Consider the following 25,583-nt stretch of genomic DNA (forward strand, 5'->3'; position numbering starts at 1 on the left):
GGAGTGGCAGTTGATTACACGGCCTGCGCCATCCCAGCCAAGAGCTCGTAGCTTATCCTAACAACGCTCGCAGCAAAGAACGCAACTGCTAATCTGTTGTGGATATTTTTAAAATACTATTTCGGTCATTATGAGTTATTCTCAATCTATTCAAAACTTGTTTAAACCATTCGCATTCGGAAATACGACGCTGGCAAATCGTATAGTGATGGCACCGATGACGAGACAATTTTCTACGGACGGAGTGCCTGGTTCGGATGTGGCCGCCTATTATCGCCGCAGGGCTGAAAATGGCGTTGGACTTATCGTGACGGAAGGTACGGTGATTAATCATTCGGATTCGTCCAATCAAGCCAACATACCGCACTTCTATGGCGAAGCTGCATTAAACGGTTGGGCAAACGTCGTGGCTGCGGTACACGAAGTGGGCGGACGGATTATTCCACAGATTTGGCATATGGGTGCGCGAGGCCATGTTGGCGATTATGCGGAATCGGATATCGCCGCAATCGTCCAAGCCTTTGCACAGGCAGCATTCGAGGCCAAGTGTCTTGGGTTCGACGGCATTGAGCTCCACGGTGCGCATGGATATTTAATCGACCAATTCTTCTGGGAGAAAACGAACCCGCGCACCGAAAGCTATGGCGGCGACATGGTTGCCCGCACCCGCTTCGCGGTGGAGGTCATCGAAGCTTGCCGCCGTGCCGTCGGACCGGAATTCCCGATCGTGCTGCGGTTCTCGCAATGGAAGCAGACGGATTTTACAGCGAAATTGGCTGCAACGCCGGCGCTGCTGGAACGGTTCCTGACGCCTCTGTCCGATGCGGGTGTCGATATTTTCCACTGCTCGACCCGCCGTTTCTGGGAGCCTGAGTTGGAAGGCTCCAATCTGAATCTCGCCGGATGGACAAAAAAGCTGACGGGTAAACCAACGATTACGGTTGGATCGGTCGGTCTGGATAACGATTTTACGAGTCACTTTACCGAAGGAAAGAGTGCCAATAATACAAATGGATGGGTTAATCGAAAGGCTTGAACGTGAAGAATTTGATCTGGTAGCCGTGGGTCGGGCATTAATGGTTGATTCTGCCTGGGTAAACAAGATTCGTGATGGCCGAACAGCCGAATTGGTTCCCTTTAGGTCTGAGTCAGTGAGAACACTTCATTAAGTTTCCGTTTGATTATTTAACGCGAGATACATTCTGGAGTTAATGGATAAAGGTACTGTATGATTGCCGCAAGCAGTCCGCCATTAGCAGCAGTCTCAAAACGTTGCTTTAGTTTTATAAGAAAGAGACAACTTGATGGCTATGTGGTAGGACCCCTAGTAGAGCCAATTCAATAAGGAAGAATATAAAGTAATTGAATGGATAAAATATTAATGAGTACCCCTAAGTACTCCACCAGCCCTTCTCATATAGAGAGGGACTTATTTAAGCTTATTTAAGAATCATCTACTTTATTTTCTTCAAAAGTACACTTTTACGAACTTTTTTTGATTGTTACTTTTCATGCGGATGATGTCCGTTCCTGAGCAATGAAGGAGACGAGGACGGCAAATGGGGTTCGAATTAGAAAAGGGTAAATAAAAAGGATGTCGGAGTCTATTCCGCATCCTCTTTCTTTTTTTCTATCTCGAATAAATCCTCGATTTTAAACTAGATATAATTATCGAAAATCTCGTCCTTAGCTTATCTTTGGATAAAGTAAAACTTTCGTTATGAAGTCATGGGTTTACGAAATGCAGATCGTACATAAATAATCGCGCAACCAATCGATAGGATAACGACGATTGTCAACCCCCAATAGATATTGCTGTATGCATGCGCTAATGGTATGTCCTTTTGCCAGTTTAGAGCACTGGCCGTCATAGCAACCCCGAATGCACCACTGAAAAATTGGAGAAGCTGAAATAGTCCAAGTCCAGAACCAATCTGTGTTGGGAGTAGTAATCTTGACATTTCATTCGATATGCTGCTCGACAAGATTGTGAAGCTAATACTCATTAACATGTATATGAACATGATTGCAAGATAAGAAGTTCCTTCAAACAAAGCGAATAAAACGACGGATGCCAAAAGGAGCAACGGAATATATCTGATAATCGAACTGTTTCCTTTTGAATCGATGATTCGTCCTACCTTTTGGGAGACAAGCATAGCTGAAAATGAACCTGGAAAAATCACAAGCCCAGCTTCGATAGCACTAAGGCTATATTGTTTAACAAGGATTTGTGGCATTAAAAATAGAGTCGAAAAGCTACAGATATATGCCGCAATCCCGACTGCTCCTAAAATTAGATAATAACGATTTAGGAATAGTGATGGGAGCACGAAAGGTTCCTTAGCTGAGCGTATTCGGACGATGAACATCACAATCGCAATTAGTCCGAACACCAGCACGATCCAGGAATGTTTCGTTAAGAAAAGGAGAACTCCCGTTGTACCAACGCCAATGAATAGTGCACCTAAAACGTCGAAAGAACCTTTTCTCGTTTTTTCTTTTGGAATTAGAATCACAAAAAGAGGGACTAACAGTAAAGTTAGCGAAGTTACGACAAACAATAGATGCCAGCCCATATATTCGACGATTGCCCCTCCAACGACAGGACCTAATCCTAGACCGAGCGATACTGAAGACAAAATCATAGCCATTGCTTTACCACGTCGCTCTATAGGAACATAACGGGTGATTAATATCAGTGACAAGGCTGGGATCGAACCCGCTCCGGATGCTTGAAATATACGGACGATTAGCAACATGATAAAACTGTTGCTAAACAAACCTACTATTGCGGCAAGACTAAGAGATAAAATCCCAATAATGAAGAGCCTTCGGACTGGAACAAAATCAGCTAGTCGGCTATACGTAATTGATGAGATCGCGAATACGATAGAATAGCTTGTCACGATCCACGAAGTTAAAGATGCCGATAATTGAAATGCTGCCGCCACGTCCGGCAAAGCTAAATTAAACATCATCGTGTTCATGATGACGAGTACAATCGTTATACCAAGCAGGAGAGTAACTGTTCCTTCTTTCATGGTGCGCTGCTCTACAGCCTTGTTAGAATTAATTGTAGTTTCGGATATCATTTTTTCCCCCTCACTTTAAGTCCGATTGTTCGATTGTAATCGAACAATAGAAATATATCATGCTTTATGGTATAATGCAATCATAAACTCGGAAAAATTTTAAGGAGGTTTTATCGTGAAAATTTTATTTCACCCAGACCGTGCAGATATTCATTTATCCAACGTTTTATCTGCCTTAAGCGATCCTGTTCGTTTATTAATAGTCTCCAATATTAACAATGCAGGTGAGCGGTCCTGTGGGAATATTGGAGTGCCCGTTGCGAAATCTACTTTTTCCCATCATACTCGTACGTTAAGAGAAGCGGGTATTGTGAATGTGCGCGTCCAAGGAACCCAGCGTTTCCTTTCTCTACGAACGGAAGATTTGGAATACCGTTTTCCAGGACTACTTTCTTCAATTTTAGACGCTTTTGAAACCTCCGAAGAGAAGAAACAGCTACTTAATCCAGAATAATCATATTGTTTATCAAGGAAAAACGAGGTAAGGCAAAAGGACCTGGTCAAGGTAGACCAAGAACTCTTCCTGAAGATCCTGAAAATAAAATTAAACGTTTAGAAGCTGAGAACAAAATGCTAAAAAAGCTCTTAAAGATGTGAAAGGGGGAATGGAAGAAGTACCAACACATAAGAAATACGAAGTAGTCAAGGAAGTGTCCGAGGGGAACTATTCTTTTCAATTGTTATGCAAGATAGCGCAGGTATCAAAAAGTGGATATTACAAGTGGTTAAAACGACAAGAATCGCCCACTAAAAAGCAACTAGAGGATGAAGAAATTAAGAAAAAAATCATGGAATGCCATGAAAAACTTAAGGGAATTTACGGGTATCGGAGAGTTCGGATATGGTTAGAGAAAACATATGGGTTCATTGTTATCTCTTTATTTGTTTTCTTTGTTTCCATACAGGGTTTCTTAATTAACTAACAGGTGCGTTAGCTGAAGATCGGAGCTGTCTTTAAGGCAGTTTTTTATTATGGAACTAACGGGGCAGGATAGTTCATTAAGGGTTATGAATCCTACGATAACAGGATTTATTTCAGATACAATTATAGAAATTATTGAAGTAAAAATAACGGTTAATCCACTAACGATGTTGGTTCGATTTCTTTGAGGGGTTCAGCCAACATCTCGGGAATTTTGTACGCTAAGCAAATTCTAACCTAAAAAGCCGATTCCTTCTATTTATAAGGAATCGATTTTATTTGTCTTACTCAACAACGCACACGTTAGCCCATTATATATATTCTATTCCCTATCAAATGAATCTCTTATTAAGTCTAGGAATAACTTCTTTATATTAGAAAGGTACTTATTATCCTTCTTTTGTATTATCCCAATAGGAATGAAAGGATTCTTCAATTCTAAGGGTACTTTAACAATATTATCAGAAAGCTTTGAAGATGATAAGACTACACCAATGGAAGGAAAGTTATGAATATATAAAGGTATGGATAGTATCTGACTAACTGTGTAATAAAAGGGTTTCGATTCTAAATGTGACAGCTCTTCTTCAAACTTTGTATAGTATAAACAATTTTCCCCACCAATGAAAACAGGGTATTCAGTTATATCATGCAGCGATTGGATGTTAATAGGATCTTGATAATATTTTTTGGAAAATATTACGGATATTTCTTCTTCATATAAATGGATGAATGAATATCCATTTTCTTTGTACGGTTTTCCACCTATTGCAAAGTCGATCATACCACTATCTAAAAGATTTATTAGAGTGTCTGTATTTCCTACAGTAATATTACAAGCTACATTTGGTTTTATTTCCCTAAACCGGCATATAGCAGATGGTAAAACTGTTGCTGCTGTTTCAATTGCCCCGATATTTATTGTGCCAACTTCTTCTTTTTCTATTGCTTTTGATTGCTCTAAAACAAAATCCCAATGTTTAATCAGAGAATGAATCTCCTTAGCGAAAATTTCTCCGGAATCTGTTAACTTTGCTTCCCATCCTCTTTCGAATAACTTAAATCCAATTTCATTTTCTAGTTTTTGTATATGGCTCGTTATAGTTGATTGTGCATAGTTTAATTTTTGAGCTGCTTTTGAAAATGTTCCTTCCCTTAAAATTGCTTGGAATGTCTTAACTTCTTTTAAATCCATATCCAGTAATCTCCATTCGTTTTTATGAATTTTTCATTCGATTATTTCAATTATACAAATAACATTAGTGGAGGTAAAATTAACTTGTTATCAAAAGGAGGGGAAAAATGCCATTCGTTCAAATTAGTTACTTGGAAAATGAATATAATCACAAAGATTTACAGCTAATCAGTACAAATGTTATGGCCGCACTTATTGAAGAATTTCACGTACCCAAAAAGGATTATTTTCAAATTTTCCAGTCGCATAAGGTGGATGAGTTTTATTTTGATCCGAATTATCTTCTTAGTAGTAAAAGAACAAACCAACTTCTTTACATCTTAATCACATGCGGTCCAGGCAGATCTAAACAGCAAAAAGAATTACTGTATAAGAGTATTGCTAACAAATTGCACAATAATTGTAATGTAGTTAAAGAAAATGTATTTATAATTCTATCGGAAACAAATCTTGAAAACTGGTCTTTTGGAGACGGAATTGCTCAAATGATTTAGTGTTTTAATATCATACTTAATAATCGAGAGGAGCAGGAGCTATGAACAAACCCATTACTCCTACTGTAAGAAATTCATTAGGACATTTTGCACCAGATTTTGTTAGATACTCTGAAGACATACTTTTCGGAGATTTATGGAGACGAGATAATTTAAATTTAAGAGACCGAAGCCTAATTACTGTTACATCGCTAGTAACTGGAGAAAGCCTAAATCAGCTTCCATATCATTTAGAACTTGCGAAACAAAACGGTCTAACAGAGGAGGAACTTATAGAGACTATTACTCATTTAAGTTTTTACGTTGGATGGCCGCGATCCGCATCAGCATTAGAAGTAGCTAAGGAAACATTTGGAAGAGGAAATTAGTAAACCGTATGAACGGCTAAGAAGGTAATAAATCAATTTCGTTTCAAGTGATTACCTCCTTTTTCTTTAAATAAGTAAATTTTACCAGACTCTAAAGAAAAAGTAACCAACTCTCTAGATTTCGAGGCAATTTCTCTTTCTTATGTCGTTTATTTTTAAAACGATTGACCTTAATAGGGTGCTTTACTTCAATAAGGGAGGTTGCTGCGGCAACCTTTTTCGTGCGCCCGGCATGGGTGCAATCTATAGGGTGAAAGTCCCGAACCATGAAGGCAGTAGTAGTGGTTAGCTTAATGCAAGGGTGTCCACGGTGACGTGGAATCTGAAGGAAGCAAGCGGCAAACCTCCGGTCTGAGGAACACGAACTTCATATAAGGCTAGGTATCATTGGATGAGTTTGCGAAACAAAACAAAGTCCTTACTGCCGAAGGTGGTACAGAGTAAATGAAGCAGATAGATGGAGGGAAAGATTGCACTCTTACCCGGGGAGGTCTGATGACAGCCAAGTACACTTGGTAACCTGTCCAGTGATGGACAGCTGAATCATCAGAAGTCAGCAGAGGTCATAGTACTTGTCTACTCGAGAAGATAAGGAAGGACCGAACAGATTAAGGAGGATGAATACTAGGCGTTCGTTATCTGCGAAGAAGCAAACAATTCCTAACGGAACTTATTTGAAGGAAGAAGTGGTGAATACACGGGGAACTTCAAAAGGGCGGAGCAGATAAAGGCACAAATAGACCATTTATCCACGTAGAAAGGATATCAACGATGTTAATGGAACAGATACTAGAGAGGGAAAACTTAATACAGGCATTGAAGCGTGTAGAAAGAAATAAGGGAAGCCATGGTGTAGATGGAATGCCGGTTCAAAACCTGAGACCGCACCTCGTAACCGAATGGTACAACATGAAAACTGCCCTTTTACAGGGTACCTATCAACCGCAGCCCGTCCGTCGTATCGAAATCCCGAAACCAAACGGCGGAGTTCGGCTATTGGGTATTCCAACCGTTCTAGACCGTTTCATTCAACAAGCCATTGCCCAAATATTGACCAAGATATATGACTCATCCTTTTCGGAGAATAGCTATGGATTTCGCCCTAACAAACAAGGGCACCAGGCGGTTCGAAAGGCAAAGTCCTATATAACCGAAGGTTATACATGGGTAGTGGATATGGACTTGGAGAAGTTCTTCGATAAAGTGAATCATGACAAGCTCATGGGAATGTTAGAGCGGGAAATTGAAGATAAACGAGTTCTCAAACTGATTCGAAAATTCCTTCAAGCAGGCATTATGATAGGCGGACTTTTTCATAAAAGTGAGGAGGGAACTCCGCAAGGAGGTCCGTTAAGTCCTTTATTATCTAATATCATGTTAGACGACTTAGATAAAGAACTAGAGAAACGCAATCTTCGATTCGTAAGGTATGCGGATGACAGTACTATCTTTGTGAAGACACGAAAAGCCGCCAAACGTGCAATGGGAAATATCTCAAGCTTCATTGAAAATAAACTGAAGCTAAAGGTCAACTACGAGAAGTCGAAGTATGATCGCCCTTGGAACAGAACGTTTCTCGGTTTTAGTTTCACGAAGTCAAAGAAGAACCCGAAGGTTCTACTGGCTAAACAAACGGTGAAGAGAGTAAAGAAACGAATCAGGGAAATGTCCTCGAGAAAATTACCGATACCCATGAAACTCCGAATAAATAAGTTAAAGCAATACCTTAGAGGTTGGATGGGGTATTTCGCCCTCATTGATACTCCGAACGTATTGAAGAATTTAGATTCATGGATTCGAAGAAGACTCAGGATGTGCCTATGGAAGCAATGGAAATTGCCAAGAACGAGGGTGAGGAAACTCAAAGGATTAGGCGTCCCATTTGGAAAAGCCTATGAATGGGGAAATAGCAGAAAAGGCTATTGGCGCATAGCGCATAGTCCTATTCTAGATAAAACCCTTAATAATGTTTATTGGCTCCATCATGGGTTAGTAAATCTATATGAACGATATACAAAACTACGTCAGACTTAAACTGAACCGCCGTATACCGAACGGTATGTACGGTGGTGTGAGAGGTCGGAGGCTAGGCGCCTCCTCCTACTCGATTTACGGAACTAAAGGGGCAGGTTAGTCGAATTATATGTTATGATGGAAAAAAATAGATTTTTTAGGGGGATTAAAATGGTTACATGCTATCTGAAATATGTTATTGACCCTTATAAATTAAATGAGTTCGAGGAATACGGTAAGATGTGGATTCGATTAGTTAATAAATTAGGCGGTACACATCAGGGTTATTTCCTTCCACATGAGGGTGCTAATAATATTGCTTATGCATTATTCACTTTCCCAAGTTTAGCAGCATATGAAGAGTACCGAGTAAAAATGGCATTGGATGCAGAATGTCAAGAAGCATATAAATTTGCAGAAGAGACTAAATGTATTTTAAGTTATGAGAGAAGCTTTATGCGTCCTATATTCGAATGAACATACATTAAAGTTGAAAAATAATCTATACATACCTTGTTAAGCTAATAAATAAAGTGAAATACTTAAAGGCAGAACAATTTAAACACCCGTTCGTAAAAGTATACTTTTACGAACGGTTCTACTACCTATAAGAAAGCTATACAAGATTATATTAATAAATAGGGACTCTGGACATTGCATAGTCATAGACTTCCTGGAAGCAATTCGCGATATACATGTCGCGAATTTTTTTCGTTCAACAATGGCGCGTGGCACCCATTTCATAGATGCTTGTCCAATCCAATTTAATTCCAGTTCCATAGGATGTAGAGGGGGAGAACATTGATAAAAGCTATTATTACTTAAACTGTAATTGCAGGATATAAAGTGCTTGCCTGGCCATTAAGAAAAATAGGCAAAGAGTATCTAACTGAAAATGTAAAAACACACAATCCAATATTGGATAGCGTGTTTTTTTGAGCTCTATTCTTATTTGTTCTATTTGTGTTTTGGAGTAAAACCAGGTGTTTTAACTTTCCATACAACAATATATGCAACTAGCAATATACAGAACATTGCCCAAGGGAAAGAAAATACTCCAACGGTTTCCAAAAGGAATGCTCCAACCACACTTCCGCCCCCAATAGCTAAGTTCCAAGTTGTTACAAGCATTGATTGAGCAACATCTGCACCATCTCCACCAGCATTCGCAATCGCAGTTTGCAGAAGTGTTGCGGCCCCACCAAATGTAAGACCCCATAGAGTAACTGCAAGATAGATGACAATAGTTTGATTCATGCCAATGCCTAGTGTCACAGATGCCAAACCGAACCCAGCAATGCTGATTAAAACCAACGAACGTAGTTTATGGTCAATTAATATTCCAATAACCCAAATACCAACTAATGCTGCTATTCCAAATATAAGCAATATCATGTCAATCTTTTGGGTTAGTCCTATATGGTCAAGGTAAGGTGCAATATAAGTATAAAGAATGTTATGTGAAAGTACCCATGCTAATACAACAAATAGTACTGATCTTACCCCTGGAGTGACCAAAACTTTCAATAGAGGTATGCGTTTTTCCGTAGATTGTCCAGGGAAGTCTGGAAGTTTCCATAGAACCCAAATAACTAATAGTAAAGTTGAAAATGACATAATTCCGAAGACAGAGCGCCAGCCCAAAAAGGAACCAAGAAATGTCCCAAGAGGAACACCAAATGCAAGAGCAAGAGGGGTTCCGACCATCGCTACCGCCATAGCCTTCCCTTTAAGTGATTCCGGTGCCATTAGACGGGCATATCCGGCAGTCATTCCCCAAAGAACACCTGCAGTTACACCAGCAAAGAAGCGAGCTATTAACGTCAAAGTATAATTAAAAGAAAAAGCAGTAATAGTATTAAATAAAAGAAATCCCACGATACATAGAAGCAGCAAAGGTTTTCTTCTCCATCCTTGAGTTGCCGTAGTTAAAGGAATAGCAGCTAATAATGATCCAAGAGCATATGAAGTAACTAGTTGGCCAGCAAAGGATTCAGTAACTCCTAGTCCATTACCAATCTCTATTAATAACCCAGCAGGAATAGTTTCTGTGAGTATACAGATAAATCCAGCCATCGCCAGAGTAATTAAACCGTTCCACGGAAGGCGTTCTGGTGAAGAGGCAATTGCAGCACTCCGTGTAGTTGAACTTCCGTTTTGTGACATAAGATGCGCACCTCTTTTATATTAATATTTATTTAATAAGCCAATCCTTTAAATACATAAAATAAATTTCTATAAAAAAGAAGAAAATATATAAGTAGGCACCTCTTTATTAAGAAAGGTGCCTATAATTTATAGGAACATCTCAAAGTAAGACTATTCTGTTAATTTATTAAAACCATCTTTTCTTCCAGTAAACTTATTTAATATCACTCATAAATAGCATCGGTTAAGTCTACAGTAAATTGACCAGCCATACCCTCAAATGCAGTATTTGTAAAAGAAACAACTGTTAATTTCTCTATAGGGTCAACAAACCATGAGTGTCCATAAGCTCCGCCTAATCTCCATGTTCCAATGGACTCTTTTGTATTAGCTTCTTTGGGATCTTTCAATATAGTAAATCCTAAACCAAAACCTCTTCCAGGCCAGCTGGCTAATGGTAAACTTCCGGTTTGAATCTTGGTCATTTCATTTTTTATATCATTTGGTAATAAAGAATCTCCTGACCTCAACTCTTCAAGGAAATACAGAAAATCTTCTGCAGTTCCATTCATTCCGGAACCTCCTGAAGGGAAAGCACTGGTATCGAATGCACGAGCAGGTTCAAACACTATGCCTGCGGTCCCTTCAAATACTTGAGCAACTTCCTTATCACCCATTCTTTTAGGAATAGGAGAACTACTTAGATATTGAGTAACTATTCTTTGATTATCTTTAACATCAAATGATGTATTCGCCATTTTTAATGGGTCAGTTATTAGAGTCTTAATTAATGTTTGCAACGAATCTCCATAAGCTTTACTGATAACTGCACCCAACACGTCTACTGCTATGGAATAACCCCAATTCGTACCAGGCGCATATAATAACGGGGCAGAGGAAAGTCTTTGTAAATTTTCTTCTAGAGAAAGTCCTGAAAGGTTCATTCCATCTGAAACCCCTGCCTTTTTATATGCTCCTCCTCCTTCAGGCTCTAAAAATCCATATGTCAACCCAGCAGAGTGGGTAAGCAAGTGCCTTACAGTAATAGTAGGTTTGTCACCGTTTATTAACAGTGGTTGAAATTCAGGAAGCCACTTAGTAATTGGATCATCCAAACCAATTATTTCTTTTGAGACCAATACTAAAGCTGCTGCAGAAACGATTGGTTTCGTAACAGATGCAAGGCGAAATATCGAGTCCTGTTCCATTTTTGTTTTTTCTTCCCGATTAGCGTAACCTGCAACACGCTTATAGATAAGGTCACCATCCTTGCTAACTAAAGTCACCGTACCAACGATTTTGTTGTTTTCGATCGCTTTATTTATTACTTCATCAACCCTTTTACTCAATCCCATGATGTCTTTATCTGTTGTTAACATTTGTTCATCACATCCTATATGAATTTTAAGAACAACTTAATTATAAAAAAATAAACATTGATTTTACATAAGGAATCATTTGAATTATTAGAATAATGATTATAAATTATAAGTAATTTACATCTTTTTCTTTCGATTTATAAAAGGTGAAGATATTAACAATATATAATTTAAAATTATAATATTAAATTATATATATTAATGATAAACTTATAAAATAAGAGGATATAACCTTTAACATAAAGGTGTTTTTGTTAATTTAACTTTATTTTAAAAGGGTGATTTTGTATGGATAGCGTAGATAAAGATATATTAATGCATTTACAGAGAGATGCACGATTGTCAATGACTTCCATTGGTAAACTTATAGGTTTATCTCAACCAGCGGTAACGGAAAGAGTAAAAAAATTAGAGGAACAAGGAATTATCTCAAATTACAGGACTGTTGTATCAAATGATAAAATCGGTAAGTCAACAGTAGCTTTTATTTTATTTCGAACCATACAATGTCTTAATTTTGTTGATTATTGTGAAAATACACCACAAGTGGTAGAGTGCCATCGTATAAGTGGGGAATATAATTACTTAATTAAAGTAGTAGTTGAATCTACAAAAGAACTTGAACTATTTGAAAATGAAAGTATGAAATATGGAAACTCCACTACACTAATTTCTCTTTCCTCACCAATTGACTATAAACCGTTGCTTCCCTCGGCTATGATGCTAAAAGATTAAAATAATATGTATGTATAAAACCAGTTAAGATGAATTTCACAATACAGTTTATAGCCAGATAATGATGTGCATGTGAAGAACTTCACTTAAACTAACGGGTGCGTTAGCTTAAGATCAGAGCTGTCTTTAAGGCAGCTCTTTCTTTATGCAACTATCGGGGCAGTTTAGTTTAATAAGACTTTTAGAATCAAACTATCAGTTGAAACCTTTTTAGGAAAATCTCGTATACAGATTTAGGAAAATGTTTTTTAGAATAGGAGGAACAGGTTATGTTTATAGGCGATATTATATTTCAAGTTATTGTTTTCGGAGGTATAGCATTAATTTTAGGTGTTTTAGGTTATTTATTTTTTAAGAGGACCAAGAAAAGCTAATTAAATTTCTAATTTAAGTAACGGGTGCTTTACTTCATTATCAGGAGCTGATCAGCAGCTCCTTTTCTTATGGAACTATCGGGGCAGGTTAGTTTATGAAGACATATTTTGTACCGAAATATGTGGTAAAATTGTTTTACATAATAATCCATCAATTGTTTATTCATGAGAGAAAGGTTGATTACCAATTTTTCACTTTAATCGCTGAAAACTTTATGCCTATTTTTTGTATTATATTTTGTTTAAATCTAGTCAGTATTATTAAAAAAGCAGTAGCACATGAAAGTACTGCAAAGAACACATTTTGGCTAACTGTATCTTTTATTCTTATAGCCTGGAGTATTTCTCTTTTTGCACCATTATACTGACCAGAATTTATAGCTTTAGTAAATAAATATGTATATGAATTTGCCGTTGAGTAACTTCGGCTTTTTTAATACACAGTTTGTTTCAACTCTACCAAAAGCCTGATAGAACTAAAAGATGCTTTACTTCAATAAGGGAGGAGTTGCTTTGGCAGCTCTTTTTCTTATGGATCTAACAGGGCAGGTTAGCTCAAGAAGAAAACACGTATTTAATAATATAATCATAAAAAAATAGGAGTGTTTTAGATGGGTGGATTTATCAATAGGAGATATTATGAAAAGAATACCGTTTTATAGTTTCTGGTTTGCTAAGACAAGCATAGCCCTAGCTGATGTCATTTACATTATGGTCATTACCACATTTATATATCAAAAAACTGATTCTGCATTAATGGCTTCATTATTTCCTTTATTCAAAGCTTTGGCTAATTTAATTGCTGGTCTAACATCACCATTACTTTATAAAAAGTTCACTTTCTCTAAATTACTTGTGAGTCTTCAAGGTTTGAAGGCTTTAATACTTACTTTCTTACTTCTGGGTTTCTTGCCTATAACTAATCATGTTTATGTTCTGTCATTATTTATTTTAGTTATATCTTTTATGGAAGGATGGGGAAACCCATTACTTAACTCTGTTACACCTAAAATTGTACCGAAAGAAAATCTTGTGAAAGCTAACAGTTCTCTATCCATCACAACTCAATCTGTTCAAATAGCTGGGTATAGCTTTACAGGTTTTGCTGTAATAAATTGGGGACATAATTCAACTTTGGCTTTTAATGTAGTATTGCTTTGGGTTTCTGTATTGGCTTTATATATTACATCAAAATATTTCATTAATAACGTTGAAGTTCAGGTGGAAAATAAATCTAAGTGGGCACTAATGAATGAAGGATGGGGTATTTTATGGCGTAATCAAACTCTTAGAATGGTTACTTTAATGGATGTTATTGAGGGAATGGCAGGTTCCATTTGGATTGGAGCAATAACATTGGTGTATGTAAAAGAAGCCTTAAACCAAGGAGAGCAATGGTGGGGTTTTATTAATGCAAGTTATTATATTGGTGCAATTTTTGGGGGTATAATCACCTTGTTCATAGCTAAAACAATTCAGAAGCACTTGATATTTAGTATGGCGATAGGTTCGTTATTATTTAGTATTTTCACGTTAATTTATGGGCTGACGAGTATTCCTATACTGGCTCTTCTGCTTTGTGTTGCAATGGGTCCAGCCTACCAAATAAGAGATGTAGCTCAACAAACTGCATTTCAAATAAATATTCAAACCGAACATTTACCCAAAGTGTATGCATCCCAAGGTATCCTATTATCAACTGTTACAGGTTTATCCATTTTTCTAATGGGTTTCATTGCTGACTTTGTTGGAGTACGAGCTGTATATATATTCGGTTCAATCCTAATCTTTATTTCTGCTATATTATCTTTTACTTTAGTTAAGGCAAACAAAAAGAAATTTTCTACTGTTGATTTTAAATCATAATAAAATGAAGATCATCTTCAACTAACGGGTGCAAAATGCCAATGGAACTATAGAAATGTCCAAAGGAATGATTCAAGATTAACACAATGTGTTTTTGCATTAATAGGTCCTTTTCTTATGGCACTAACGGGGCAGAATAGTTGAAGAGTGCTGTTTGATCTTTATTCAACAATTGGGCCATATTCTTGAATAAGAGAAGGAATTATTCGTAAGTAAAACCGATCTATAAGTTATTCAATTAACGGGGAGTTTAGTAAAGAAGCTAGTTAATAAGAAGAGAATTTAATGGATATTAATCCGAAAATTGGTTATTCTAACAGCAGATCTGTTATCAAACAGAGATAATATAAATCCGGTGATTGTCTGAAAAATATGTTTACAAAAAAACAGAAAAGGAAGGTTGATTCCACATGATAGGAACGGAGAGTAAAAAACAAGAAATTTTAAAAGCTTACCAGTTCAGACATGCTTGCAAGGCATTTGATAACAACAAAAAGATTTCGGATGAAGATTTTCACTTTATTTTGGAGACAGGAAGATTATCTCCAAGTTCAGTTGGCTTAGAGCCTTGGAAGTTTGTCGTGATCCAGGATGAAGCGCTTCGCGAAAAATTAAAACCTGTATCCGGCGGTGCCCAGGGACAACTGCCCACTGCCAGCCATTTTGTAGTTATATTGGCTAGAAGAAAAGAAGGCTTAAGGCATGATTCGGTTCACGTGATCAAAATGATGAAAGACATTCATCATATGCCTGAAGAAGTTGTGCAAGGTCTTTCCGGTTTCTATAAATCCTTCGTCGAAACAGAACTCGAAGATAATGACCGTCTCATTTTTGAGTGGGCAAGCAAACAAACATATATAGCATTGGGAAACATGATGACAGCCGCGGCTCAAATTGGTATTGATTCCTGTCCGATCGAAGGTTTTGATAAAAAGCAGGTGACCTCTATTTTACAAAATGAGGGTATCATTAACGCAAACGATTTCGGTGTAGCCTGTATGGTCGCTTTCGGATATCGGCGAGAGGATCCCAAACGTCCAAAAACAAGACAAAATCTCGATGAGGTTGTTGAGTGGCGATAAACTTAAGATGATATTTCTTAGCATCAGGAGACATGTTCACAAAGACATGTCTCCTTTAAATGTCATTTTGGGATAAGTCCCAAAATAGCTATATAAATGAAAAACTGGAACGGAAGGCGAAAATACCTTCGTTAAAAGATACGCATTTGAATCGTGTTTAATAAATGTTCCATTAAAGGGCGCGATTCTTGAAGAAGTTTCGCTGTCCTTAATGAACTAACGGGTGCTTTACTTCAATAAGGAAGGTTGCTCTGGACTCTTTTCATTAGGAACTATCGAGGCAAGTTAGTGAGAAGGAAAGTACAAAAAGTATGAGGAATAGCAAAAAACAAAAGGGGAACCAGTGTATGAATAATGAATTTGAAAAGGTAATAAATTTACTGAAAAAAAATGATAAAGAAACTTATCCGACATTTGCTTACTCTATATTAAATAATTATATTCCTGGACAGGTTTATATGGATGAACTAAAGAAAACAGTTTTAGTTGGTACTGATTCAGGTATTTTTGTTGTTGGTGGAGACGAAATGAACAATGGTCTTAACAGCATATTTTTAGAGATTTATAGAAGTAGAAAAAATGATAAAAAGCGATTCACTTTGTTTTCTCCATCAAAAGAATGGGATCAAGTTATAAATAAGTTGTTTGGAAAAGAGTTAAGACAAATGCAAAGATATTCTTTTCATTTTAATAAGGATACATATTCAACAATAAAAAAGGAAAAAGTCCCTAAAGATTTTATAGTAAAGAGAATAGATGAAAAAATAATTACTGAAAGTCTGGAATTTAATGAATCTTATTATAATGAATATTGGGGTTCAGTATCCAATTTTCTAGAGAATGGTTTTGGTTATTGTTTGTTACATAATGATACCGTTGTAAGTGAGTGTACATCTATATTTAGTTCATCACAATTTGCTGAAATTGATATTGCAACTCAAAATAAGTATAGAGGAATGGGCTTAGCTCAAAATGTTGCAGAAATATTCATTGAACATTGTACTGAAAGAAATTTGAAACCCAATTGGGACTGTAATGTTAACAATTTTGCGTCGATAAAGCTGGCTGAAAGATTAGGATTCGAAAATCCAATGGAATATTCGGTATTCGTTAGAAGGTAAAAAGTTCTTATTTCGCTAACGGGTGTTTTACTCCATTAATAGAGGTTGCTGAAGCAACCTTTTTGTTATGCAACTAAAGGGGCAGTTTAGTTGAAGAAGAATAATGGGTTATTATGGTAATATGAGATTATAGGGGGGCTATCTAAATGAAAAATTTAATTATTGGTATCATAGTTTTATTGGTACTTTGGCTAATACTTCCGTTATTTAATATAAACTCATCATATTTAATTCCTAATGTAATTGAATGGGCTACAAAGTTCATACTTCCGTGGATAGTATTGTATTGGATTATCAGACTCACTAAAAATTTAGAAAAAATTTAATAGCCTTTATTGAACTAAAGGGTGCTTTAGAAGGTTGCTGAGGCAGCCTTTTTCTTATGGCACTAACGGGGCAGGTTAGTTCAATAGTGCTGTTTGATCTTTGTTCAACAATTGGGCCATTTAATTGAATAAAAACCTCCAAATATACTGGAATTTATATTATTTTTGTATGAGATTGTGAAGAAATATATTTAAACTATAGAAGCAGTTTAATTTAAGTACAATATTTTACAAAGGTCAGTGCCTAATTAATTTCCATAGTCATTCCATAAGGAAAAAGCACATAACATGGAGTAGTGACTAAAAAGGAAGGAGTGAACAAAACTTGGATGAAAAGTTCTATGATCCAAACTTCCCTGTAAAACGTCGGGATGAATTACTTAAACAATTAGAGAAAATTAGTAAGGATAAGGGACTTCCATTTTCTTTTAGCACTTCTTCATATTCTTCAGATCCACGGTGGAGTAACTGGCTCGATACTTTTACTGACCATGGCCACTGGTATAAAACATGGGGGAATGCTAAATGACAATTAATTTAATTGTCATTCAGCCTTCTTCGCTTTGTAATCTGAATTGTAGTTATTGCTATGTTCCCGAAAGACAAAATTCAATGATCATTGAAGATTCTACACTGGAAAATATATTTTCAAAAACTCTAAGCAGCCCGATTGTTAGTGACCATATCGAGTATCTATGGCATGCAGGAGAACCTTTAACCGTAGGAATATCCTTTTATGAGAAAATAATCGATTATATTAAAAAGTATAATACTGAAAATCGGAAAGTGATTAATTCCGTTCAAACGAATGGTACTTTACTATCAGCAAAATGGTGTAAATTTTTTAAAGAGAACCATTTTAAAATTGGTATAAGTATGGATGGTCCTGAATTTCTTCATAACCAAAATCGCAAGGATTGGTCTGGTAAAGGGAGTCATCATGTAGCCATGCGCGGTGTCAATCTTTTAAAAGAGTACGGACTTGATTTTGGGGCAATATGTGTTCTTACTAAAGAAAGTCTCCATTATCCGGAGGAAATTTTTCATTTTTTTTATGAAAATGACTTTAAATGGGTCGGATTTAATGTAGAAGAAATTGAAAATAATAACCATTCAACATCTCTTAACTCCGAAAAATTGGAAAATATTATTCAAATGTATAATTCGTTTATGTCACGTCTTTTTGACTTATGGCAACAACATCGTGATAAAATCACGATTCGAGAATTTCAAAATATGTGCTCTGCTATAAATATCAAACTCAAAGACCGTCATTTTTATTGTGTTCCTGACGAAATACAAAAGCTTCGTATCGTTACGATTCAAAAGAATGGTAGTATTACAACGAATTCTCCTGAATTTGCGGGTAGCAGCAATAAAGAACTTAATGATTTTATAGTTGGAAATATAAACAGACTGGATTCTTTCGAGAATATTATAAACAATGATATTTATTTGAAACTACAAGTTGAAATTGAAAATGGCGTTAAGAACTGCGCCGATACATGTCTTTATTTTGATTTATGTGGGGGTGGATCTCCCTCAAACAAATACTTTGAGAATGGTTCCATCTCTAGTACAGAAACAATCACTTGCATCCTTCACAAGCAAACACTCGCTTCTGTTGTTATCAATAAGTTGTCGGAATGATCATTTATCCATGATTTTAGGAGACTTTTGATTTTAAAAACGAAAATGTAATGAAGAAATATCAAAAAGCGATATTTTTCATTCACTTGATATTCAAATTGTGACCTCAACGCTGCCAGGGTAGAAAGTAAGATTTCCTCTAGTGTTCAACAATGTCCACAAATACTTTTATATCAAGGGTTAAAGGGGATTTTTGATATTTAAATGCACAGAGGTTTTCGATAGTGTGTGACCACATTCTTTAACTCTAGAACAAATCTTGAAATTTTGTGAAAGCTTGATTCTTAGGAGGCCTAACTAAAAATTTCATAATTGATAAGGTAAAAATCATTTAAATTTAAACTTTGAATAAAAAACGAAAGTCGTGTAGATGTTCGTCAACAGGAGAAGTAATTTATCGTTTATCATCTTTCTTCTTCAAGTAACGGGGGCGTTTCTTCAAAATGGTCTTTGAAAAATTCTTCCGCAAAACGGGAGCAAAAGAGGTAGAACGTTATTAATGTCTTTTAAGATTATCTTGAAATCAAGTGTTCCGTTAAAGGGCGCGATTCTTTAATAAGAATCGATTTTCTTATAGACTAACGGGTGCGTTAGTTGATTAAAAAGGCTCCCAATTTGGTGGCCTTTTTAAATCGCAATTGACACAAACTGTGCGTTAAAAAAAGGCACTAAAAAGTGCCCAAGATTCACATCTTTCATTTAGTAAAAGTAAAGGTTTCCTTGTATTTTCTGCCCTTAATTTCTTTACTGTGCGGCTTTTCGTGCCAACTTATTTCAAATTGAAGTTCACTGGATTTACTCAATATAGGAAAATTCGGAAATTCGAAGGTTTGTCCCTGTTTAAATTCCTTATATTCAAAGTCAGAAACACTTAATCCGTATTTTGTTTCAGTATTTGGTTCATTTCTGTAAGTGTTGAATTCAACATCTTCGAGATTTTCACCAATATTTGTGATGACTACATTATACCGTTCAGCATTATTTTTAGTCTTTGCCGTATCTGTACCCTTTTTTATTTCGATTTTCCATTGATCAGATTGCTTTATAATAGGAGTTTTAAATAGTTCGTCTACCTCTGCTGTTGCATTTGAAACAATTCCAGTGGCTATAAAGCAAAAAATAAATAAAGAGGTTATTAGTTTTTTCAATATTGCTGCCTCCTGTTGTATTAAATCAATTTTTGATTAGTTTTCCTAAATAAATGAAAAAAAAACATATTTATTTCACAGTACGAATAAACCGTGAGACTGTACTACACATATTCATACAGTCATATTGTGAAAGCAAACGTCATTAACTGTGCGTTAAAGATACAGTGAGTGACGTTTGCTTTTACTTGAACTATCGGGGCAGGTTAGTTTAATAAGAAATATCAAATTGGTAAAACTACCTATGTAAAAACCAAACAGGAAGAGGTAGTAAATTGAAATTACTTTTTATACGTTTATTGGTTGTATTTATTCTAATTCAAAACATTCCAATAATAGTTCAAGCTAAAGAAATTAAATATAATCACGAAAGTATAACTATTTCTGAAATCAAGAGGAAAGTTGATTTTAAAGTAGTTGTTCCTCAAAATATTCCTAATGATTGGACGTTAGAAATAAAAACATACCCCTGGGATGAGAAAGATAAAATAACTAATTTTAGATTGCACTATATGGATAGCGAAGATAAATATTTGCTAATTGGTATTGAGCAAAGTAAGGGATCTTCTAATAAAGAAATGAACATAAATGCAGAGCAGGTAGATATAAACGGTCATAAGGGCTTTTTTGTAGAATGGGGTAATAGTGGTGAGTTAGATAAAAAGGGAGAACTTGTTACTGGTGGTTTACTTCGTTGGATACAAGAAGGAACTTATGTAGAAATGGAGAGTTCACGGGTATCAAGGAATAAAATGTTGGAAGTTGCAAGATCAATGAAATAGTTTAAAGAACTAACGGGTGTGTTAGCTGAAGATTGGAGCTGTCTTTAAGGTAGCTCTATTTCTTTATGCAACTATCGGGGCAGGTTAGTTCAACAACAAAGGGAAGTTTCCTTGAATGGAACCGTTATTCTATTTACTTAGATTTTAATGATGAACCTTATTAATTCCTTTTTGGAATAAAGAACAATAAAATTTTAAATGGTAAAATGAATTTATTGAAAATTGCAATAAACACAGGGAAGGGGAATCACGTTTGGATACAAAAATGGCTCGAAATCGTGCTGAATTATCTGGAAAGTTAACAAATGTATTAGACTCCAGAACGTTAACAAACTCACACAAAAGGCTTGCAGAAATTATTACGGAAGGCATGGCAATTCTTGATATTGGATGTGGTACAGGGGCAATTACTAGAGGCATAGCAGAAGCTGTGGGTCCAAATGGACGTGTAGTAGGAATTGACAGTAATCCAACCTTAATTCAAAAAGCACGTCAATCATATGGCGAAATACCAGGATTATCATTTGAAACAGGTGACATTTATAATCTTCCTTATGAACAACAATTTGACATTGTTACCTGTTCACGGGTATTAATATGGTTATCCGACCCATTAAAAGGATTGAAAATGATGACATCTGCTGCAAAAATTGGAGGTCGCATTTTAATTGCGGATTATAACCATGAAAAGATATCATGGAATCCCCTGCCACCTTCAAGTATGCTCAACTTTTACGCTGCCTATTTGAAATGGCGTACGGAAGCAGGTATGGATAATACAATTGCCGATAACCTTCCTGGGCTTTTTCGAAAAGTTGGTATAGAAGATATTATTATAACCCCCCTTCATGAGGTAACAAATAGAAGGGACCCTGATTTTCAAACTCGCATTGGGATATGGGCTGATACTGCATCAAGCAGAGGAGTTCAAATGGCGAGAGACGGTTTTATTTGTGAACAGGATTATGTGAGTGCTGAAAACGATTATCGTGAATGGATGATGCGTGAGGCTGAATCTTTAACGATGTATATGTTAGCAGTTGAAGGTGTAAGGGTCTGTTAAAGCCCCACTCAAAATTTAGCCACTAATAATGCTTATACTATGTTGTTAATGAACTAACGGGTGCTTTACTTCCATAAAGGAGTTGCTTTTGCAGCTCTTTTTTTATGGAGCAAAGGGGCAGGATAGTTGAACAAAAGGTATAATAATCTGGTATTTCATTTAGGAGGCTTAGATATGAATGATTACGGATATTTTAACAATGAAAATTATACGGGTAACCACCTACATATAGACAATTACAAAAACGAGTTTACTCCTTATGTCGAGGCCATTGCTTGGGAAAGACAAGATAAAACAATGGATATATTTTTCGATGATTTTGAAAATGAAAAGGAGTTTAACACATTATTTGGAGCTAAGGAACGTTATTATGATGACTTTATGGGGGTATTTTTAGGTAATGTAAAAACAGATGAACAAGCCTATGAAATGTTTCGTAGTTGGGTCGATACGGTGCTATATCCGTATAGAAGTGGAACTAATAAAATGTAATCTAGTTAAACTAACTGGTGCGTTAGCTTAAGATCTGGACTGTCTTTAAGGCAGTTTTTTCTTTATGGAACTAACGGGGCAGGTTTGTTGAAGAAGGATTATGGAAACTGAACATAGAATATATCGATACCTATATTTAATCGTATTGATGTTAAACTTTATCTTGGAGGTGTTAAATTGAATACTGCCAACTCTTATAATATTTTGGCTATATCGGGAAGTTTAAGGGAAAAATCATTGAATTCAGCATTATTACGTTCTGTTATTTCAATGATTCCATCACAGGGAACCGTCGTTAATTACAGTGAAATGGCTCAACTCCCTCATTTTAATCCGGATTTAGATTTAGATGAAATTGATACTGCTGTTGCCAATTGGCGTAAATTCCTAAAGGAAGCGAATGGTGTACTAATATGCACACCAGAGTACGCTAAAGGGGTTCCGGGGTCCTTGAAGAACGCACTTGATTGGGTGGTGTCATCTGGGGAATTCGTAAACAAACCTGTAGCAGTTATTAGTGCCTCCCCACACCCCGATGGAGGTGCAATAGCTAATGCTTCTCTTCTGGGTACACTCTCGATGATGAGTGCATCAGTGGTAGAAGGAGGAATATTGACGGTCCCTTTTATCAACAAAAAATTAGGTAAGAACGAAGAAATAATTGATGCAGAATTGAGGTTTAACATTGAGAATCTGTTGAATGCCTTGTTTCAAGAAATCAATAACAATGGTTAGTCAGAATTGCATCGCGATGAACGTATCCTTTCTTAATTAGTGGGGTGCAAGAGATTAACAACCGGCTGTCATTGTCGCAGCTTTTTTTTATTCCGGGTAAAGATTGTGAAGAAATGTACTTAAACAAACGGGTGCGTTAGTTCACTAAAATAAAAAAGGAGAGTACATATTATACATGGCTAATATGTACTCTCCTTTTTTTATTAAGGTTTTTTATAATTAGGTCTAGATAATTTTGAAAAACTAACAAACATAAAGGACCGTCAATAGACCTGTTTTTTGTACGAAAGAAGGATGGACACCAAGTTTCGACGAATATATCAATATACTTTTTGGAGGTGTTGGATATGGGGATTTGTTGTGGAGAGTGTCACGTTGAATTAAAGAGTGATGATTATGTCACATTGGATGAATTTAGCACGCTGAGGCACACATATTGCGGTTATGATCTTATTGCCGAGCTGATCAAAGACATTGGGACTTATCGAAATATCAAAACAAAGTATTGGTTTTCCCGTGAGCGTACTAAATGAAAATCAGTAAAATCTTGGAGTTAATTAAAACTGATACACCAGCGAATATTGCCAAAAGGGCTGATGTTCATCTTTCAGAAAAATTACTAAGAAAAGCATTGAATAAAGCTGGTTATGAGTATAGAAATTCAGGCGAAAAAGGCTGGTATTTCGTTGGTGAAGGTGACGAGGAAACGGTACAAGAGCAGCTTATTTATGACTTTGCAACAGCAGGAAAAGCAAAGGCGAACATTTCAACTAATGTGAATAAAGAACCTATTAATAATACCAACCAACGTTCTAACGTTGGCATAAAACGTGGTAAAGAACAGGTCAAACAAGCGAACGAACAATCAGTACCAACCATAGAACGAACCAACGTTATAAGAAAACGTTCTTCATTCGATATGGATGTTGAACTTATGAAGGAACTAAAAATACAAGCAATCATTCATGATAGGACGGTTTATGAACTAGTTGAAAGTGCCGTAAGGCACTATTTAGCTGAATTAAAGGGAAAATGATGTGGCTTTGAAATAAAGTCACGATGTTTATAATAAAGTTGCACCGTTTGACCCCTTTGGAAAATATCCTCTAAAGGGGTGTTTTTATGTCCAAAAGATAATAACGGGTGCGTTAGCTGAAGATCGAGCTGTCTTAAAGACAGCTCTTCCTTATGGAACTAAACCAGCTAATAGTTTGTCAACATTTTTCAATAAAAAGATAAAAACATACGTGATATACTAAAAATAGGCATACCAAATAACCTTCCTTCAGTCTCTTTTTTGGAAGGTTTTGTTCTATTTAGTTAAATATAAATTTTAAACAATATCTTGGAAAGTCATTTTGTTCTTTAATAGAGCGAAAATCCAGTGTAAGAGCTTATTTACACAGGCTATGACGGCTACCTTATAAGGCTTTCCTTCCTCGCGTTTCTTGTCATAAAACACGCGTAGCTTCTTATTTCGAGGGATAATTTCATCAGTTGTCCTAGACTTCCGGCAATCACGAATAGCACAACGAACTGCCATATATAAGGCATGTCGAAGTCTACTCGAACCTCTTTTAGTGATTCTATTTTTGGTAGCTGTAAACTTACCAGATTGGAATACACTAGGATCAACTCCAGAGAAAGCTACAAGTTTTTTAGGATTATTAAATCGATCTATCTCACCAATTTCAGAAATAATCGTTGCCGCGATCTTTTCTCCGATACCTGGGATAGATTTGAGGATCGTATATTCCTCAATTTCTTTAGCGAGGGCGTCTATCTCTGCCTCTAACTTTGATAGATGCTCTTTGTACTGAAGAAGAATATTTATATACATACCAAGGCTTAAAATATGACTCTGATAGACTGTCCTTTCAAAAGGGTTACGAGCTGCCGCAGCTTTAAGCTGAATCGCTTTTTCATTTGCCCATTTAATTGATCTACTCTTGCATAACTCAAATATCCTTGCTGTCATTGCTTCTTCACTTGCCTTCAAAATGTCCTCTGAAGAGGGGAAATCTGAAAGAGTTAAGAGTGACACCACAGAATATAAATCTCCAAAAACTCCTTTATATTCAGGAAACACTTGTTCAAGCACTGCCTGAAATTGAAGCTTTGTTTGAATCATAACGCCAGTTATGTTTTCATGTTGTCTTGTGAGATTACGAAGGTTCAATAACTGGACTCCACGCTTTTTATTTGGCTCTAATTCTTCTTTATAAAACAACTCACAGAGAAGATAGGCATCAATGGCATCTGTTTTTACCTTTCTTAAGCTTGATCCTCTTGCCTTATATGAAATCAATGGATTAATGATAATCAATAAATATCCTCGTTCTTCCAAGTAATGAACGACTGGAGTTTGATAATGTCCAGTGGCTTCTAAAACGACTGAAGGCTTCTGACCAGATTCTTTCTTTACACCCTCAAGAAACGCTACAAGTAAATTAAGCCCCTCAACAGTATGAGTTATTTTAAAACTCTTTTGATAAGGTTTACCCTTATCCAAAAATGCTTGAACCTGACTTTCCCCTTTTGAAATATCCAGACCAACGACTGGATTCATTCTAAATCTCCTCCTAATCTAGTGGA

Annotated in this window: 26 protein-coding genes and 1 pseudogene; 21 read left to right on the top strand and 6 right to left on the bottom strand. The window is 36.2% G+C overall.

Annotated elements, in window-relative coordinates:
- The first annotated feature begins 130 nt into the window (after positions 1-130).
- A pseudogene (locus QFZ73_RS28210) lies at positions 131-1,169 on the top strand (NADH:flavin oxidoreductase).
- A 549-nt stretch (positions 1,170-1,718) separates the two neighbouring features.
- Here QFZ73_RS28210 and QFZ73_RS28215 read toward each other — a convergent pair.
- Positions 1,719-3,095: an MFS transporter gene (locus tag QFZ73_RS28215; RefSeq protein WP_307273983.1), complete on the bottom strand. Its 1,377-nt coding sequence runs from the start codon at positions 3,093-3,095 to the stop codon at positions 1,719-1,721.
- Positions 3,096-3,210: 115 nt separating this feature from the next.
- Between QFZ73_RS28215 and QFZ73_RS28220 the strand changes: the two genes are divergently transcribed.
- Positions 3,211-3,549, top strand: a complete 339-nt coding sequence (locus QFZ73_RS28220; RefSeq protein WP_148359003.1) for an ArsR/SmtB family transcription factor — start codon at positions 3,211-3,213, stop codon at positions 3,547-3,549.
- A gap of 151 nt (positions 3,550-3,700) precedes the next feature.
- Positions 3,701-4,018 carry an IS3 family transposase gene (locus QFZ73_RS28225; RefSeq protein ID WP_307273986.1) on the top strand — a complete coding sequence of 106 codons (318 nt, stop codon included), beginning with the start codon at positions 3,701-3,703 and terminating at the stop codon, positions 4,016-4,018.
- A 321-nt stretch (positions 4,019-4,339) separates the two neighbouring features.
- On the opposite strand, the gene QFZ73_RS28230 is transcribed toward QFZ73_RS28225, so the two are convergent.
- Positions 4,340-5,212, bottom strand: a complete 873-nt coding sequence (locus QFZ73_RS28230; protein WP_307273989.1) for a LysR family transcriptional regulator — start codon at positions 5,210-5,212, stop codon at positions 4,340-4,342.
- 107 nt (positions 5,213-5,319) lie between these two features.
- Here QFZ73_RS28230 and QFZ73_RS28235 point away from each other — a divergent pair, with 107 nt between their 5' ends.
- From QFZ73_RS28235 to QFZ73_RS28255, 5 genes are all read left to right on the top strand, one after another.
- A complete protein-coding gene (locus QFZ73_RS28235) occupies positions 5,320-5,706 on the top strand; it encodes a tautomerase family protein (protein ID WP_307273993.1) in 387 nt (128 codons plus the stop codon).
- Positions 5,707-5,747: 41 nt separating this feature from the next.
- The gene (locus QFZ73_RS28240; RefSeq protein WP_089365124.1) at positions 5,748-6,074 is read left to right on the top strand and encodes a carboxymuconolactone decarboxylase family protein; all 327 of its coding nucleotides are present in this window, start codon (positions 5,748-5,750) and stop codon (positions 6,072-6,074) included.
- Positions 6,075-6,646: 572 nt separating this feature from the next.
- The gene (locus QFZ73_RS28245) at positions 6,647-6,802 is read left to right on the top strand and encodes a hypothetical protein (protein WP_307262143.1); all 156 of its coding nucleotides are present in this window, start codon (positions 6,647-6,649) and stop codon (positions 6,800-6,802) included.
- Between the two features lie 43 nt (positions 6,803-6,845).
- Positions 6,846-8,108 (top strand): group II intron reverse transcriptase/maturase, encoded by a 1,263-nt coding sequence (gene ltrA, locus QFZ73_RS28250; RefSeq protein WP_307273671.1) that lies wholly within the window; start codon positions 6,846-6,848, stop codon positions 8,106-8,108.
- A 150-nt stretch (positions 8,109-8,258) separates the two neighbouring features.
- On the top strand, positions 8,259-8,564 hold the full coding sequence (locus QFZ73_RS28255; protein WP_057277240.1) for an NIPSNAP family protein: 306 nt from the start codon (positions 8,259-8,261) through the stop codon (positions 8,562-8,564).
- 480 nt (positions 8,565-9,044) lie between these two features.
- Here QFZ73_RS28255 and QFZ73_RS28260 read toward each other — a convergent pair whose 3' ends face one another.
- Positions 9,045-10,253 (bottom strand): MFS transporter, encoded by a 1,209-nt coding sequence (locus tag QFZ73_RS28260; RefSeq protein WP_307274000.1) that lies wholly within the window; start codon positions 10,251-10,253, stop codon positions 9,045-9,047.
- A 206-nt stretch (positions 10,254-10,459) separates the two neighbouring features.
- Complete coding sequence (locus tag QFZ73_RS28265) at positions 10,460-11,614, bottom strand: serine hydrolase domain-containing protein (protein WP_307274003.1); 1,155 nt, start codon at positions 11,612-11,614, stop codon at positions 10,460-10,462.
- A 288-nt stretch (positions 11,615-11,902) separates the two neighbouring features.
- Here QFZ73_RS28265 and QFZ73_RS28270 point away from each other — a divergent pair, with 288 nt between their 5' ends.
- From QFZ73_RS28270 to grrM, 7 genes are all read left to right on the top strand, one after another.
- Positions 11,903-12,349, top strand: a complete 447-nt coding sequence (locus QFZ73_RS28270; protein ID WP_137019209.1) for an Lrp/AsnC family transcriptional regulator — start codon at positions 11,903-11,905, stop codon at positions 12,347-12,349.
- Between the two features lie 269 nt (positions 12,350-12,618).
- Positions 12,619-12,723: an LPXTG cell wall anchor domain-containing protein gene (locus QFZ73_RS29110; protein WP_214750400.1), complete on the top strand. Its 105-nt coding sequence runs from the start codon at positions 12,619-12,621 to the stop codon at positions 12,721-12,723.
- A 615-nt stretch (positions 12,724-13,338) separates the two neighbouring features.
- Positions 13,339-14,589: an MFS transporter gene (locus tag QFZ73_RS28275; protein WP_307274010.1), complete on the top strand. Its 1,251-nt coding sequence runs from the start codon at positions 13,339-13,341 to the stop codon at positions 14,587-14,589.
- 410 nt (positions 14,590-14,999) lie between these two features.
- On the top strand, positions 15,000-15,671 hold the full coding sequence (locus QFZ73_RS28280) for an NAD(P)H-dependent oxidoreductase (RefSeq protein ID WP_251438253.1): 672 nt from the start codon (positions 15,000-15,002) through the stop codon (positions 15,669-15,671).
- Positions 15,672-16,018: 347 nt separating this feature from the next.
- Positions 16,019-16,792, top strand: coding sequence for a GNAT family N-acetyltransferase (locus QFZ73_RS28285; protein ID WP_307274015.1), 774 nt, complete (start codon positions 16,019-16,021; stop codon positions 16,790-16,792).
- A gap of 651 nt (positions 16,793-17,443) precedes the next feature.
- Positions 17,444-17,647: a hypothetical protein gene (locus tag QFZ73_RS28290; protein WP_307274017.1), complete on the top strand. Its 204-nt coding sequence runs from the start codon at positions 17,444-17,446 to the stop codon at positions 17,645-17,647.
- Positions 17,644-18,768 (top strand): cyclophane-forming radical SAM/SPASM peptide maturase GrrM/OscB, encoded by a 1,125-nt coding sequence (grrM, locus tag QFZ73_RS28295; RefSeq protein WP_251438286.1) that lies wholly within the window; start codon positions 17,644-17,646, stop codon positions 18,766-18,768. The genes QFZ73_RS28290 and grrM overlap by 4 nt, the downstream gene beginning before the upstream one ends.
- 695 nt (positions 18,769-19,463) lie before the next feature.
- On the opposite strand, the gene QFZ73_RS28300 is transcribed toward grrM, so the two are convergent.
- Entirely contained in the window at positions 19,464-19,916 is a 453-nt protein-coding gene (locus tag QFZ73_RS28300) for a hypothetical protein (RefSeq protein WP_307274022.1), read from the bottom strand.
- Positions 19,917-20,191: 275 nt separating this feature from the next.
- On the opposite strand from QFZ73_RS28300, the gene QFZ73_RS28305 reads away from it, so the two are divergent.
- From QFZ73_RS28305 to QFZ73_RS28330, 6 genes are all read left to right on the top strand, one after another.
- Positions 20,192-20,698 carry a DUF4367 domain-containing protein gene (locus tag QFZ73_RS28305; protein ID WP_307274026.1) on the top strand — a complete coding sequence of 169 codons (507 nt, stop codon included), beginning with the start codon at positions 20,192-20,194 and terminating at the stop codon, positions 20,696-20,698.
- Between the two features lie 253 nt (positions 20,699-20,951).
- Positions 20,952-21,761, top strand: coding sequence for a class I SAM-dependent methyltransferase (locus tag QFZ73_RS28310; protein ID WP_307274028.1), 810 nt, complete (start codon positions 20,952-20,954; stop codon positions 21,759-21,761).
- Between the two features lie 174 nt (positions 21,762-21,935).
- Positions 21,936-22,253, top strand: a complete 318-nt coding sequence (locus QFZ73_RS28315; RefSeq protein ID WP_307274031.1) for a hypothetical protein — start codon at positions 21,936-21,938, stop codon at positions 22,251-22,253.
- 177 nt (positions 22,254-22,430) lie between these two features.
- A complete protein-coding gene (locus QFZ73_RS28320; protein WP_307274034.1) occupies positions 22,431-22,988 on the top strand; it encodes an NADPH-dependent FMN reductase in 558 nt (185 codons plus the stop codon).
- A 347-nt stretch (positions 22,989-23,335) separates the two neighbouring features.
- Entirely contained in the window at positions 23,336-23,521 is a 186-nt protein-coding gene (locus QFZ73_RS28325) for a hypothetical protein (RefSeq protein WP_034306238.1), read from the top strand.
- Positions 23,518-24,024: a hypothetical protein gene (locus QFZ73_RS28330; protein ID WP_307274036.1), complete on the top strand. Its 507-nt coding sequence runs from the start codon at positions 23,518-23,520 to the stop codon at positions 24,022-24,024. The genes QFZ73_RS28325 and QFZ73_RS28330 overlap by 4 nt, the downstream gene beginning before the upstream one ends.
- Before the next feature lie 297 nt (positions 24,025-24,321).
- On the opposite strand, the gene QFZ73_RS28335 is transcribed toward QFZ73_RS28330, so the two are convergent.
- A complete protein-coding gene (locus QFZ73_RS28335) occupies positions 24,322-25,557 on the bottom strand; it encodes an IS110 family RNA-guided transposase (protein ID WP_307274039.1) in 1,236 nt (411 codons plus the stop codon).
- Positions 25,558-25,583 lie beyond the last annotated feature (26 nt).

The organism is Peribacillus sp. V2I11, assembly GCF_030817135.1.
Taxonomy (GTDB): Bacteria; Bacillota; Bacilli; order Bacillales; family DSM-1321; genus Peribacillus; species Peribacillus simplex.

Bases quoted from the DNA above. Each gene is read 5' to 3' on its own strand.
- QFZ73_RS28285 (WP_307274015.1), top strand. From the start codon at position 16,019: ATGAATAATGAATTTGAAAAGGTAATAAATTTACTGAAAAAAAATGAT.
- QFZ73_RS28270 (WP_137019209.1), top strand. From the start codon at position 11,903: ATGGATAGCGTAGATAAAGATATATTAATGCATTTACAGAGAGATGCA.
- QFZ73_RS28265 (WP_307274003.1), bottom strand. From the start codon at position 11,614: ATGTTAACAACAGATAAAGACATCATGGGATTGAGTAAAAGGGTTGAT.
- QFZ73_RS28240 (WP_089365124.1), top strand. From the start codon at position 5,748: ATGAACAAACCCATTACTCCTACTGTAAGAAATTCATTAGGACATTTT.
- QFZ73_RS28335 (WP_307274039.1), bottom strand. From the start codon at position 25,557: ATGAATCCAGTCGTTGGTCTGGATATTTCAAAAGGGGAAAGTCAGGTT.
- QFZ73_RS28260 (WP_307274000.1), bottom strand. From the start codon at position 10,253: ATGTCACAAAACGGAAGTTCAACTACACGGAGTGCTGCAATTGCCTCT.
- QFZ73_RS28280 (WP_251438253.1), top strand. From the start codon at position 15,000: ATGATAGGAACGGAGAGTAAAAAACAAGAAATTTTAAAAGCTTACCAG.
- QFZ73_RS28230 (WP_307273989.1), bottom strand. From the start codon at position 5,212: ATGGATTTAAAAGAAGTTAAGACATTCCAAGCAATTTTAAGGGAAGGA.
- QFZ73_RS29110 (WP_214750400.1), top strand. From the start codon at position 12,619: ATGTTTATAGGCGATATTATATTTCAAGTTATTGTTTTCGGAGGTATA.
- QFZ73_RS28225 (WP_307273986.1), top strand. From the start codon at position 3,701: ATGGAAGAAGTACCAACACATAAGAAATACGAAGTAGTCAAGGAAGTG.
- grrM (WP_251438286.1), top strand. From the start codon at position 17,644: ATGACAATTAATTTAATTGTCATTCAGCCTTCTTCGCTTTGTAATCTG.
- QFZ73_RS28330 (WP_307274036.1), top strand. From the start codon at position 23,518: ATGAAAATCAGTAAAATCTTGGAGTTAATTAAAACTGATACACCAGCG.
- ltrA (WP_307273671.1), top strand. From the start codon at position 6,846: ATGTTAATGGAACAGATACTAGAGAGGGAAAACTTAATACAGGCATTG.
- QFZ73_RS28215 (WP_307273983.1), bottom strand. From the start codon at position 3,095: ATGATATCCGAAACTACAATTAATTCTAACAAGGCTGTAGAGCAGCGC.
- QFZ73_RS28315 (WP_307274031.1), top strand. From the start codon at position 21,936: ATGAATGATTACGGATATTTTAACAATGAAAATTATACGGGTAACCAC.
- QFZ73_RS28255 (WP_057277240.1), top strand. From the start codon at position 8,259: ATGGTTACATGCTATCTGAAATATGTTATTGACCCTTATAAATTAAAT.
- QFZ73_RS28325 (WP_034306238.1), top strand. From the start codon at position 23,336: ATGGGGATTTGTTGTGGAGAGTGTCACGTTGAATTAAAGAGTGATGAT.
- QFZ73_RS28235 (WP_307273993.1), top strand. From the start codon at position 5,320: ATGCCATTCGTTCAAATTAGTTACTTGGAAAATGAATATAATCACAAA.